Source organism: Kitasatospora sp. NPDC086009, assembly GCF_044540385.1.
Taxonomy (GTDB): domain Bacteria; phylum Actinomycetota; class Actinomycetes; order Streptomycetales; family Streptomycetaceae; genus Kitasatospora.
The window spans coordinates 93,419-106,558 of sequence record NZ_JBITSA010000021.1; the positions used below are offsets into that span (position 1 = coordinate 93,419).

Here is a 13,140-nt window from a genome sequence, read left to right on the forward strand (position 1 = left end):
AGCCGACCCGCAGGAGCCCGTGAGCCCGGCCGTACGGACATGCCGAAGGGCGGGCACCCCCAGCCCGGGGTGCCCGCCCTTCGAGTCCTGTGCGCCGGCCCTACGGGGCCGAGCGCTTCACGGGACCGTCCTCACTCGGCCACGCGGTCACTTGGCGCGCTTCGCCAGGAAGGCGTCGACCTCGGAGCGGATCTCCGGCGTGTCCAGGCCGCGGACGGTCATCGTGGTGCGGCGGCGCAGCACGTCGTCCGTGGTGTACGCCCACTCGCTGTCGGCGGCGTAGGCGACCTGGGCCCAGACGTCCGGGCCGTCCTCGTGGATCGGCCGGCCGAGCTCCGGGTTCTCGTCGATCATGCGGGCGATCTCGAAGGAGAGCGTGCCGTAGTGGCTGGCCAGGTGCTTGGCGACCAGCGGCTCCATCCGGGAGCCGGGCTCACGGTCGATCAGCAGGCGGTGCGCGACGGCGTTCGGCGCGCCGACGCCGGGCAGCGGGACGGTCCGGGCGATGGTCGACATGTCCTCGCCGAGCGTGGTGCCGGGCACGTGGGCCAGCTTCTCCAGCACGGTCCGGCCGATGTGCCGGTAGGTGGTCCACTTGCCGCCGGCGACCGACAGCATGCCGCCCCGGCCCTCGGTGACGACCGTCTCGCGCTTGGCGGCGGCGGTGTCGCCGGGGCCGCCGGGCAGCACCCGCAGGCCGGCGAAGGCGTAGGTGATCAGGTCGCGGTCGATGTGCTCGTCACGGATGGCGTGCGCGGCCTCGCCCATGATCTGGTCGATGTCCGCCTCGGTGGCCCGGACGTCCTGCGGGTCGCCGGTGTACTCCTCGTCGGTGGTGCCGAGCAGGACGTGGTCCTCCCACGGGATGGCGAAGGAGACGCGGTACTTGTCGATCGGGATGGTCAGCGCGGCGCGCCACGGCGCACGGCGCTTGACCACGACGTGGGCACCCTTGGAGAGGCGGATCGACGGCGCGGCGCCGGCGTCCTCCATGGTGCGCAGGTGGTCGACCCACGGGCCGGTGGCGTTGAGCACCAGGCGGGCGTTCACGCCGAACTCGGTGCCGTCCAGGCGGTCCTTGAGGTCGGCGCCGGTGACCCGGCCGCCGGTGAAGCGCAGGCCGGTGACCTCGGCGTGGTTGAGCACCACGGCGCCGGCGTCGACGGCGGCGCGCACCGTCATCACGGCGACGCGCGAGTCGTTCATCTGGTGGTCGCCGTAGACGGCCACCGAGCGCAGGCCCTCGGTGCGCAGCGCGGGCACCTGCTGGGCGGCGTGCGCGGCGGTGGAGACCCGGCCCATGCCGTCGCGGAAGGCGGAGAGCGCCGAGTAGAGGAACACACCGGCGCCGAGCTTGGGCGCGCTGTGCGGGCCGCCCTTGTAGACCGGCACGAAGAAGGTCAGCGGGTTGACCAGGTGCGGGGCCACGTCGGTGGCGAGCGCGCGGCGCTCCTTGTGGTTCTCGGCGACCAGCTTGACCGCCCCGGTCTGCAGGTAGCGCAGACCGCCGTGCACGAGCTTCGAGGAGGCACTGGAGGTGGCCCCGGCGAAGTCGCCGGCATCGACCATGGCGACCTTCAGGCCCGCCTGGGACGCGGTCCAGGCGACGGCCGTGCCGAGGATGCCGCCCCCGATCACCAGCAGGTCGTAGGTGGCCTTGCCCAGCAGCTCGCGGGTCTCGGCGCGGGAGGCGGTGCGGCCGGCGAAGCGCTCGGCGCCCAGGGTCGGGATGGTAGCCATGGTGTGTGTACGGCGGCGCGGGTCGGGCGGCGCCGTTACTCCTCTCGGTGTGCGGTGCGGCCCCTGCTGAGAGGCCGGTTCGGCCCGGTGCGGCGGGCCGGTGAAACGGGAGCGGGCCGGCCGGGGCCCGGGGGCCCCGACCGGCGTCCGCGGTCAGATCTGCTCGTCCTCCTCCACCCAGCCCATGGTGCGCTCCACGGCCTTGAGCCACTTCTTGTACTCGCGCTCCCGGGTGGCCTCGTCCATGCGCGGGGTCCACTCGGCGGCGCGGTGCCAGTTGGCCCGCAGGGTGTCCAGGTCGCTCCAGAAGCCGACCGCCAGGCCGGCCGCGTAGGCGGCGCCCAGCGCGGTGGTCTCGGCCACGTACGGGCGCTCGACCGGAGCGTCCAGCACGTCGGCGATGTTCTGCATGAGCAGGTTGTTGCTGGTCATGCCGCCGTCGACCTTGAGGGCGGTGAGCTCGACGCCGGAGTCCTTCTGCATGGCGTCGACGACCTCGCGGGTCTGCCAGGCGGTGGCCTCCAGCACGGCCCGGGCCAGGTGGCCCTTGGTGACGTACCGGGTCAGACCGGCGATCACACCGCGGGCGTCGGAGCGCCAGTACGGGGCGAACAGGCCGGAGAAGGCCGGGACGAAGTAGGCGCCGCCGTTGTCCTCGACGGTGTTGGCGAGGGTCTCGATCTCGGCGGCGGTGGAGATGATGCCGAGCTGGTCGCGCAGCCACTGGACGAGCGAGCCGGTGACGGCGATCGAGCCCTCCAGCGCGTACACCGGCTTCTGGTCGCCGATCCGGTAGCCGACGGTGGTCAGCAGCCCGTGGTACGAGTTGACGACCTCCTCGCCGGTGTTCAGCAGCAGGAAGGTCCCGGTGCCGTAGGTCGACTTGGCCTCGCCCTTGTCGAAGCAGGTCTGGCCGAACAGCGCGGCCTGCTGGTCGCCGAGGGCGGAGGCGACCGGCACGCCGGCCAGGTCGCCGACGGCCTCGCCGTAGACCTCGGCGGAGGAGCGGATCTCCGGCAGGACGGCCATCGGCACGCCCATCGACTCGGCGATCTTGTCGTCCCACTCCAGCGAGCGCAGGTTCATCAGCATGGTGCGGCTGGCGTTGGTGACGTCGGTGACGTGCTTGCCGCCGTTGACACCACCGGTGAGGTTCCAGATCACCCAGGTGTCCATGGTGCCGAACAGGATGTCGCCGGCCTCGGCGCGCTCGCGCAGGCCCTCGACGTTGTCCAGCAGCCAGCGGATCTTCGGGCCGGCGAAGTAGCTGGCCAGCGGGAGGCCGGTCTCGCGGCGGAAGCGGTCCTGGCCGACGTTGCGGCCTAGCTCGCGGCAGAGGCCCTCGGTGCGGGTGTCCTGCCACACCAGCGCGTTGTGCACCGGCTCGCCGGTGTTCTTGTCCCACAGGACGGTGGTCTCGCGCTGGTTGGTGATGCCGATGGCGCGGATGTCGTCCTTGGTCAGACCGGCCTTCTCCAGCGCGCCGCGGACCACCGACTGCACCCGGGTCCAGATCTCGGCGGCGTCGTGCTCGACGTAGCCGGGCTGGGGGAAGATCTGCCGGTGCTCCTGCTGGTCGACGGCGACGATCCGGCCGTCCTCGCCGAAGATGATGCAGCGGCTGGAGGTGGTGCCCTGGTCGATCGCGGCGATGTAGTTACCGGTGCCAATGGAGGTCATGAGGGTCCTCGGCTCAAGAAGGGGGTTGCGGGGTGGGTGGGTCCGACTCTCGGGTCAGTCCCCGTGCTCGGGTGGGGTGGAAACCCGAGGAGCGTCAGAAGGCGACGTGGTACAGGCCGCCGGCCAGCAGGCCGCCGATGACCGGGCCGGCCACCGGGATCCAGGCGTAGGACCAGTCGGAGCCGCCCTTGTTCGGGATCGGCAGGAGCGAGTGCACGATGCGCGGGCCCAGGTCGCGGACCGGGTTGATCGCGTAGCCGGTCGGGCCGCCGAGCGAGAGGCCGATGCCGACGACGGTGAGGGCGACGATCAGGATGCCGGTGCCGGAGAGGCCGAGGCCCTTGTTCAGGCCCTGGGTGAGGATGCCCAGGCAGAGGACCATGGTGCCGATGATCTCGGTGAGCAGGTTCTGGACCGGGTTCCGGATCTCGGGACCGGTCGAGAAGATGCCCAGGGTCGCCTCCTTGTTGGCCTGGAACTGGCCGAGGTAGGTGACCCAGACGAGGACGGCGCCGATCATCGCGCCGAGCAGCTGGGAGCCGAGGTAGACCGGCACCTTGCTCCAGTCGCCGCTGTCGACGGCGAGGGCCAGGGTGACGGCCGGGTTCAGGTGCGCGCCCGACTTGGGGGCCGACATGTAGGCGGCGATCATCACCGCGAAGCCCCAGCCGAAGGTGATCGCCAGCCAGCCGGCGTTGAGGGCCTTCGACTTCTTGAGCGTCACGGCGGCACAGACGCCGCCGCCGAGAAGTATCAGCGCGGCGGTGCCGAGGGTTTCGCCGACGAAGATGTCGCCGTTGGAGAACGCGGACACAAAGACTCCCTTGTCCATATGGCCCGGAGGTGCGGGTGGGGGCAGGTGGCTGAGCGATCGCTGTGCGGGTGAGCGCATTGTGGGAGTGATCTGCTCGGCCATCGTTCGACAATGTCGACCGTCATGCGGAAGCTTCCTCCCCAGGCCGCCTTCACGTCAAGGCCGGGTTACGCAGCTGTGACCCTTCACTCGAAGTTACCAATCGACTCACGTCAAATATGGACAAAACGCTAAGGCGCGGACAGGCATCCCGCCTGTCCGCGCCTCAGCGTGAACGTCAGATGTCCGCGGCCGCGGCCGCCGGCGCCGGGGTCAGAACCGTCCGGCGCCCAGGTCCCGGGAGATCGCCCGGGCCGCGCTGCGCACCGAGGCGACCAGCGAGGGCCGCACGAAGCCGTCCTCGCAGACCCGCTCCACCGGGCCGCTGACGCAGACCGCGCCGACCGGGTTGCGCCGCCGGTCCTGGATCAGCGCGCCGATCGAGGCCACGCCCTCCCAGGTCTCCTCGATCGAGTCGGTCCAGCCGCGCTCCCGGGTCAGCGCCGCCTCGGCGTCCACGTCCGCCAGGTCGGTCAGGGTCCGCGCGGTGTACGCCTCCAGCGGGCCCTCGCCCAGCTCCCCGCGGGCCACCGGGTCGTACGCCAGCAGCACCTTGCCGAGGGCGGTGCTGTGCAGCGGCTGCATCGAGCCGACCTCCAGCACCTGCCGGGTGTCGTCCGGACGGAAGACGTGATGCACGATCAGCACGCCCTGCTGGTGGAGCACCCCGAGGTAGACGGTCTCGCCGGCCGCCCTGGCCAGGTCGTCCGCCCAGACCAGGGCCCGGGCGCGCAGCTCGTGCACGTCCAGGTAGCTCTGGCCCAGCCGCAGCAGCTCCGCGCCCAGCTGGTACTTGCCGCTCTCCGGGTCCTGCTCGACGAACCCCTCCTGCTGGAGGGTGCGCAGGATCCCGTGGGCGGTGCCCTTGGCGAGGCCCAGGGCCGTCGCGACCTCGGACAGCCCCAGGCGGCGCTCGCCGCCGGCCAGCAGGCGCATGATCGCGGCGGCCCGGGAGAGCGACTGGATCGGGCCGGGCATTCGGTACCTCCGCGCTGACAGGCGGTCGACAATGTCGACCGCAGTGGTAACGGGACGAGTCTGCCAGGCCGCGCCCCGTCCGTGCACCTTCCCCCTCGGTAATCTCCGTCCGGCGCGGTCAGTCCCGCCCGCGCGCCACCTCGGCGGCCAGCGCCGCGATCTCCCGCGGGCCCACCCGGCAGCAGCCGCCCACCAGCCGGGCGCCGTCGGCCAGCCACCCCGCCACCCCCGCCCGGCCGCCGCCGGGAGCGGCCCCGGGCACGCCGAACGTCGCCGCACCGCGCCAGGCACGGGCCCCGGCGTCCCAGCGCTCGCCGCTGTTCGGATAGACCACCACCGGCTTGCCGGTCACCCGGGCCGCCGTTGCCACCGCCCGGTCGGCGTCCTGCGGCGTGCAGCAGTTCACCCCCACCGCGACCACCTCGTCGGTGTCCGCGGCCAGCGCGAAGGCCTCCGCCAGCGGCTGCCCGGCCCTGGTCCGGTCGCCCGCCACGCTGAACGACAGCCAGGCCGGCACGCCCAGCCCGCGCACCGCCCGCAGCAGCGCCCGCGCCTCGTCCGCGTCGGGCACCGTCTCCAGCGCCAGCACGTCCGGCCCGGCGGCCGCCAGCACCTCCAGCCGCGGCCGGTGGAACGCCTCCAGCTCGGCGGTCGTCAGCCCGTACCGGCCCCGGTACTCCGAGCCGTCGGCCAGCGCGGCGCCGTACGGCCCCACCGACGCGGCGACCCACAGCGGCCGGTCCGCCCGGACCGGCGCCGCGGCGCGGCGCGCCAGCTCCACCCCGAGCGCCAGCAGCCGCTCCGCGTCCGCGCGGCCCAGCCCGCGCCGGGCGAACCCCTCGAAGCTCGCCTGGTAGGTCGCGGTGATCGCGACCTGCGCCCCGGCCTCGAAGTACGCCCGGTGGGCGGCGACCACCGCCTCCGGGGCGTCCGCCAGCAGCCGGGCCGACCACAGCGCGTCCGACAGGTCGTACCCGGCCGCCGCCAGCTGGTTGGACAGCCCGCCGTCCAGGACCAGCGGACCGGCGGCCAGCGCGGCGGCGAAGCCCGGCGGGGCAGGGGCGGGCATGACGGCCTCCTCGGGGGCAAAGCTCCTGGTCACAGAGTAGAAGACCGGACGCCCCCGGCCGGCCCGAAAATCATTTGCCGCCCGGCCCCCGGATCGCTACGTTGTGCTCACCCCGAGAACGACGGCAGGACGGCGCCCCGCCGGTCCTCCCGACCGCACGACATGCCCGCCACACCCGACGCGCCCGGCAGCGACCGCCGGCGACCGACCGGCCCGACGAAGCGCCAGCGGAGAGGAGCCCGCCATGACCGTGGAACGACCGCCCGCCCACGAGAACGACTGGCTCGCCGCCTACGACCCGCGCGCCTACACGCCCGTCGCCGTCACCGTCGACGTCGTCGCCCTGACGCTGCGCCACGGCAGCCTGCACGTCCTGCTGGTCGAGCGCGCCGCGCCGCCCTACCAGGGGTACTGGGCACTGCCCGGCGGCTTCCTGCGGGCCGGCGAGGAAGGGCTCGACGAGGCCGCCGCCCGCGAGCTCGCCGAGGAGACCGGCCTGGTCGGCACCGCCGACGCCGAGGCCGCCCTCAGCCGGATCCACCTCGAACAGCTCGGGACGTACGGCGCCCCCACCCGGGACCCGCGCATGCACGTGGTCTCCGTCGCCTACCTCGCCTTCGCCCCCGACCTGCCCGACCCGCAGGCCGGCTCGGACGCGGCCACCGCCGCCTGGCACGCCGTCACCGACCTCGACCTCCGGCCGTCCACCGGCCGGTCCCCAGCCGCCGGTGTGCCCGCCGACACCCACGGGGGTGGCGTCGGCGGGCACACCGGCCACCAACCCGCGGCCGACGGCCCCGCCGGCACCACGACGCTCGCCTTCGATCACGCCCGGATCGTCGCCGACGGCCTCGACCGCGCCCGCGCGAAGATCGAGTACAGCCCGCTGGCCACCGCCTTCCTCCAGTACGACTTCACCATCCCCGAGCTGCGCGCCGTCTACGAGGCGGTCTGGGACGAGAAGCTCCACCCCGGCAACTTCCACCGCAAGGTGCTCTCGGTGCCCGGCTTCGTCGAGAGCACCGGGACGACCACCGAGCGCGGCGGCGCCCGCGGCGGCCCACGGGCCCGCACCTACCACGCCGGCGACGCCCACCTCCTGCACCCCGCGCTGCTCCGGCCCACCCGGGAGGACGAGATCCGCTGACCGGCGCCACCGGTCGCGCCCGCGCACTACCATCCGGCCATGACGACTCAAGAGGTGAGCAGGACGAGCAACCGGCCGAACTCCCACTGCCACTGGTGCGGCACGCCCTACCCGCCCGGCACCACGGCCTGGCCCCGCACCTGCCCCGGCTGCTCCGAGATCAGCTACCGCAACCCGTTGCCCGTCGTCGTCACCCTCCTCCCGGTCACCCAGGAGAGCGGTGCGCCCGGCCTCGTGGTCATCCGCCGCACCATCGAGCCCGGCTACGGCCAACTCGCCCTGCCCGGCGGCTACGTCGACTACGGGGAGAGCTGGCAGCAGGCCTGCGTCCGCGAACTGCGCGAGGAGACCGGCATCCTGGCCGAGGCCGGGGACGTCACCCTGGTCGCCACCGACTCCGACACGCACGGCGGCTTCCTCTGCCTCTTCGGCCTGCTCCCCGCCCGCCCGCTCGCCGAGCTCCCGCCCTCGGTCCCCACCGAGGAGACGGAGGGCTGGCAGCTCGCCGACCCCACGACCGCCCTCGTCTTCGCCTTCCACACCCGGGTCTCCCAGGCCTGGTTCAACGGCGAGTACGCCCACCACTGACCGTGCCCGGGGACGGGGCTGACCAGGCTCGCACGGCCGCGGCAGACCCTGGCGTACCGCGCGATCACATGGCAGGGTCTGCTCCGACAGCCCCAACCGGACGGGCCCTGCCACAAGCACCCCCGTCCCATCCAACGGCCGGGAGACCACCACCGTGAGCACCCCATCCCAGGACCAGCCGCTCTGGCGCCCCAACCCCGCTCGCGCCGCAGCCACCGGCCTCGTGGCCTTCCAGGCCTGGGCCGCCGAACACCACGGCGCACCGGCCGCCCCGCTGGCCCCCGTCGACAGCGACGAGCAGGCCGCCCGGCGCTACGCCGACCTGCACAGCTGGTCCACCGAGGACCTCGACCGCTTCTGGACGGCCGTCACCCAGTGGTTCGGCGTCCGCTTCACCGAGGCCCCCGAAGCCGTCCTCGCCGAAGCCGCCATGCCCGGCGCCCGCTGGTTCCCCGGCGCCCGCCTCAACTACGCCGAGCACGCCCTGCGCGCCGCCGACGACGAGGCCAACGCCGACAAGCCGGCGATCCTCCACCTGGACGAGACCACCGAGCAGCCGACCGTCCTCACCTGGTCCGAGCTCCGCCGCCAGGTCGGCTCGCTCGCCGCCGCCCTCCGGGCCCGCGGCATCGGCCCCGGCGACCGCGTCAGCGCCTACCTGCCCAACATCCCGCAGGCCGCCGTCGCCCTCCTCGCCAGCGCCGCCGTCGGCGCGGTATGGACCAGCTGCGCCCCCGACTTCGGCGCCCGCAGCGTCCTCGACCGCCTGCAGCAGATCGAGCCCGCCGTCCTCTTCGCCGTCGACGGCTACCACTACGGCGGCAAGGACCACGACCGCGCCGAGGTCGTCGCCGAACTCCGCCGCGAGCTCCCCAGCCTGCGCACCGTCGTCCACGTCCCGCTGCTCGGCGCGCCCGCCCCCGACGGCGCCCTGCACTGGGACGACCTGGTCGCCGACGACGTCGAGCCGGTCTTCGAGGCCGTCCCCTTCGACCACCCGCTCTGGGTCCTCTACTCCTCCGGGACGACCGGCCTGCCCAAGGCCATCGTCCAGAGCCAGGGCGGCATCCTGCTGGAGCACCTCAAGCAGGCCGGGCTCCACCTGGACCTCGGCCCCGAGGACCGCTTCCTCTGGTACACCTCCACCGGCTGGATGATGTGGAACTTCCTCCTCGCCGGCCTGCTCACCGGGTCCACGATCGTCACCTACGACGGCAGCCCCGGGCACCCGGACACCGGTGCCCTCTGGTCCGTCGCCGCCCGGACCGGCGCCACCGTCCTCGGCACCTCCGCGGCCTACGTCATCGCCAGCCGCAAGGCCGAGCTGCACCCCGGCCGCGACCTCGACCTCTCCGCCGTCCGCTGCATCGGCACCACCGGCTCCCCGCTCCCGCCCGACGGCTTCCGCTGGATCTACGACGAGGTCAAGCAGGACGTCTGGCTCGCCTCCGTCAGCGGCGGCACCGACGTCTGCTCCTGCTTCGTCGGCGGCGTCCCGACCCTGCCGGTGTACCTCGGTGAGATCCAGGCCCCCTGCCTCGGCGCCGCCGTCGAGTCCTGGGACGTCCACGGCCGCCCGCTCACCGACGCGGTCGGCGAACTCGTCGTCACCAAGCCGATCCCGTCCATGCCCACCGGCTTCTGGAACGACCCCGACGGCGCCCGGTACCACGACAGCTACTTCGAGATGTACCCCGGCATCTGGCGCCACGGCGACTGGATCACCGTCACCTCCCGCGGCACCGTGGTCATCCACGGCCGCTCCGACTCGACGCTCAACCGCCAGGGCGTCCGGATGGGCTCCTCCGACATCTACGAGGTCGTCGAGCGCCTCCCCGAGATCGCCGAGTCCCTGGTCATCGGCCTGGAGGAGCCCGACGGCGGCTACTGGATGCCGCTCTTCGTCGTGCTCGCCCCCGGCGCGGTCCTCGACGACGGCCTGGTCGGCCGGATCCGCACCTCGCTGCGCACCGAGCTCTCCCCGCGCCACGTCCCCGACGAGGTCATCGCCGTCCGCGGCCTGCCGCACACCCTCACCGGCAAGCGGATCGAGGTCCCGGTGAAGCGCCTGCTCTCCGGCACCCCGCTGGAGCAGGCCGTGAACCCGGGTTCGGTCGACGACATCGAGCACCTGCGCTACTTCGAGCAGCTCCGCCGCGACCGCCGGGCCTGACCCCGGACAGCACCAACCCGGACAGCACGAACCCGGACAGCACGAAGGGGTGCCCCCATGACGGTGGGGGCACCCCTTCGCAGTCCTTGCTCCGGCCGCGCGCCGGGTGTCACTCGCCGGACAGCACCTGCTGGGCCGCGGCCCGCGCGTCCTCGGCGCTGTCCGCGGCCCGGGCGGCCTCGGCCGCCCGGCGGCACTGCGCCAGCGTGTACTTGGCCAGCGTGGCCCGCACATAGGGGATCGACGCCGCGCCCATGGAGAGGCTGGTGACGCCGAGCCCGGTCAGGACCACGGCGAGCAGCGGGTCGGAGGCGGCCTCGCCGCAGACGCCACAGCTCTTGCCGGTGGCCCGGGCGGCCTCGGCCGAGAAGGCGACCAGGTCCAGCAGCGCCGGCTGCCACGGGTCCTGCAGCCGCGCCAGCGCGCCCACCTGGCGGTCGGCGGCGAAGGTGTACTGCGCGAGGTCGTTGGTCCCCAGCGAGAGGAACTCCACCTCCTGGAGGATCGACCGCGCCCGCAGCGCCGCCGACGGGATCTCCACCATCGCCCCGTACTTGGCGCTCAGCCCGGCCTGGCGACACGCGTCCGCGAAGTCCTTGGCATCCTTGCGGTCGGCCACCATCGGGGCCATCACCTCAAGGTGCACCGGTAGCCCCTCGGCCGCCTTCGCCAGCGCGCGCAGCTGGGTCTGCATGACCTCGGGGTGCTCCAGCAGGGTCCGCAGACCGCGCACACCCAGCGCCGGGTTGGGCTCGTCGGCGGGGGTCAGGAAGTCCAGCGGCTTGTCCGCGCCCGCGTCCAGCGCCCGGACCACGACCCGGCCCTCCGGGAACGCCTCCAGCACCTTGCGGTACGCCTCGACCTGCTTCTCCTCGCTGGGAGCCTTGGCCGAGTCGTCCAGGAAGAGGAACTCCGTGCGGAACAGGCCGACGCCCTCCGCCCCGGCCTCCAGCGCGGCCGGCAGGTCCGCGGGACCGCCGACGTTGGCGAGCAGCGGCACCCGGTGCCCGTCCGAGGTCTGCCCCGGGCCGGACGAGGCGGCCAGCGCGGCCTTGCGCTCGGCGGCCGCGCGGCGCAGTTCGTCCTGCTTCTCCTGCGACGGCTCCAGCAGCACGTCGCCGGAGCTGCCGTCCACCGCGACCACGGTGCCCTCGGCGACATCGGTCGCCCCCGGCAGCGCGACGACGGCCGGCACGCCCAGGGCGCGGGCGAGGATGGCGCTGTGGCTGGTCGGCCCGCCCTCCTCGGTCACGAAGCCGAGCACCAGGGTCGGGTCCAGCAGCGCGGTGTCGGCCGGCGCCAGGTCACGGGCGAACAGTACGTACGGCTCGTCGCTGTCCGGAACGCCCGGCATCGGCACGCCCAGCAGCCGCGCCACGATGCGGTTGCGCACGTCGTCCAGGTCCGCGACCCGGCCGGCCAGGTACTCCCCGGCGGAGGCGAGCAGCGCGCGGTAGGCGGCGAAGGCGTCGTAGACGCCGCGCTCGGCGCTGCTGCCGACGGTGATCCGGCGGGCCACGTCGGCCATCAGCTCCGGGTCCTGGGCCATCAGCGCCTGGGCCTCCAGCACGGCCTGCGCCTCGCCGCCGGCCAGGTTGCCGCGGGCGATCAGGTCCGCGGCCACCGCCTCGACGGCAGCCTGGGCGCGGGCCTGCTCACGGGGGGCGTCCTCGGTCGGGATCTGGGTGGCCGACGGCTCCAGCACCGCCGTCCCCATGTGCCGCACCTGGCCGATCGCGACCCCGTGGCTCACACCCACGCCGCGCAGCGTCTTCTCCATGTCACCTGTCTCCGCTGAGAGAAGCGGCCCCGCCGGGTACCGCTGTGTGCCGGGCCGCCCCACCGAGTCCGGAGGGGCGGGTCTGCAGTAAAGAAAGAGGTCAGCTCCAGCTGAAGAGGGCGTCGCCCACGGCGACGTCCCCGTCCTCGCGAAGGTCGCCGAGCGAGTCGGGGGCGGCCTCCAGAGCGACGATCGGCGAGATCGGCGACTTGCCCGCGGCCTCGACGGCGGCCGGGTCCCACTTGATGACGGCCTGGCCGCAGGTCACCGTGTCGCCCTTGTTGACGAGGAGCTCGAAGCCCTCGCCGTTGAGCTGCACGGTGTCGATGCCGAGGTGCGTCAGCACGCCGTGTCCGTCCGCGTCCACGACGACGAACGCGTGGGGGTGCATGGAGACGACGACACCGTCCACCGGGGCCACGGCCTCGGTCGGCCGGCGCACCGGGTCGATCGCGGTGCCGGGGCCGACCATCGCGCCGGAGAAGACCGGGTCGGGCACGCCGGCGAGCCCGACGACACGGCCGGTCAGCGGCGACGTCACAGTGGTCATGGTTGAGCCTCCCAAGTGCGCAGTACAGAGAGCGGCCGCGAACTGCGGCAAGGACATCGACTGAAGCCTAAATCATGTCAACTTCGGACATCTGCTGACATTCCCGGGCGAACACTCACGCCCTGCCCGCCCTCACCGGCCGGCCATCTCACCGACCGCTAGTGGTCTAGTCCTCTTGGCCGATGCGCCGCACTCTACAGGCATCTTGGCGAATCGGGACCATTGCTGTATATGCTCGCGAGAGCAACAAATCATGCCTCCGAGCGGGTGAAGCTCGGCGTGCCCCGATTCGCGCTCCGGCCGACGACCCGCTATGGTTGGTCGAGTCGCCGCAAGTCGACGGTTAACAGCAGATTTCAGAAGCGAAAAGCACCGGTAAACGGAGCGGAAAGCGTCTGGTAAGCTGGAAACACGAAAGAACGAAGCACCCGGAGGGCCCGCTGGAAGGCGGTCCGAAGGAAGTGTCCGTTCCTTGAGAACTCAACAGCGTGCCAAAAGTCAACGCCAGATATGTTGACATCC

General features: G+C 73.1%; 10 protein-coding genes. 3 read left to right on the plus strand and 7 right to left on the minus strand.

Translation table 11 applies throughout. The annotated features are described in order from the left end of the window. Positions 1-147: 147 nt before the first annotated feature. From ACIF6L_RS33480 to mmuM, 5 genes are all read right to left on the minus strand, one after another. Positions 148-1,740, minus strand: a complete 1,593-nt coding sequence (locus tag ACIF6L_RS33480; protein ID WP_329490859.1) for a glycerol-3-phosphate dehydrogenase/oxidase — start codon at positions 1,738-1,740, stop codon at positions 148-150. Positions 1,741-1,893: 153 nt separating this feature from the next. Further along, complete coding sequence (glpK, locus tag ACIF6L_RS33485) at positions 1,894-3,420, minus strand: glycerol kinase GlpK (RefSeq protein ID WP_329490860.1); 1,527 nt, start codon at positions 3,418-3,420, stop codon at positions 1,894-1,896. Positions 3,421-3,514: 94 nt separating this feature from the next. Next, on the minus strand, positions 3,515-4,252 hold the full coding sequence (locus tag ACIF6L_RS33490; protein WP_380391237.1) for an MIP/aquaporin family protein: 738 nt from the start codon (positions 4,250-4,252) through the stop codon (positions 3,515-3,517). 294 nt (positions 4,253-4,546) lie between these two features. Then, entirely contained in the window at positions 4,547-5,311 is a 765-nt protein-coding gene (locus ACIF6L_RS33495) for an IclR family transcriptional regulator (RefSeq protein WP_352295079.1), read from the minus strand. Between the two features lie 118 nt (positions 5,312-5,429). Next, positions 5,430-6,380 carry a homocysteine S-methyltransferase gene (gene mmuM, locus ACIF6L_RS33500; RefSeq protein WP_396491347.1) on the minus strand — a complete coding sequence of 317 codons (951 nt, stop codon included), beginning with the start codon at positions 6,378-6,380 and terminating at the stop codon, positions 5,430-5,432. A gap of 244 nt (positions 6,381-6,624) precedes the next feature. On the opposite strand from mmuM, the gene ACIF6L_RS33505 reads away from it, so the two are divergent. The 3 genes from ACIF6L_RS33505 to ACIF6L_RS33515 all read left to right on the plus strand — a co-directional run bounded on the left by ACIF6L_RS33505 (position 6,625) and on the right by ACIF6L_RS33515 (position 10,288). Further along, a complete protein-coding gene (locus ACIF6L_RS33505) occupies positions 6,625-7,527 on the plus strand; it encodes an NUDIX hydrolase (RefSeq protein ID WP_396491348.1) in 903 nt (300 codons plus the stop codon). Positions 7,528-7,566: 39 nt separating this feature from the next. Next, positions 7,567-8,115: an NUDIX domain-containing protein gene (locus tag ACIF6L_RS33510; RefSeq protein WP_329490865.1), complete on the plus strand. Its 549-nt coding sequence runs from the start codon at positions 7,567-7,569 to the stop codon at positions 8,113-8,115. Between the two features lie 154 nt (positions 8,116-8,269). After that, positions 8,270-10,288, plus strand: coding sequence for an acetoacetate--CoA ligase (locus ACIF6L_RS33515; RefSeq protein WP_329490866.1), 2,019 nt, complete (start codon positions 8,270-8,272; stop codon positions 10,286-10,288). Positions 10,289-10,397: 109 nt separating this feature from the next. Here the strand turns inward: ACIF6L_RS33515 and ptsP are convergent, their stop codons facing one another. Next, positions 10,398-12,068: a phosphoenolpyruvate--protein phosphotransferase gene (gene ptsP, locus ACIF6L_RS33520; RefSeq protein ID WP_396491349.1), complete on the minus strand. Its 1,671-nt coding sequence runs from the start codon at positions 12,066-12,068 to the stop codon at positions 10,398-10,400. A gap of 100 nt (positions 12,069-12,168) precedes the next feature. Then, on the minus strand, positions 12,169-12,618 hold the full coding sequence (locus ACIF6L_RS33525; protein ID WP_329490869.1) for a PTS glucose transporter subunit IIA: 450 nt from the start codon (positions 12,616-12,618) through the stop codon (positions 12,169-12,171). Positions 12,619-13,140: the final 522 nt, after the last annotated feature.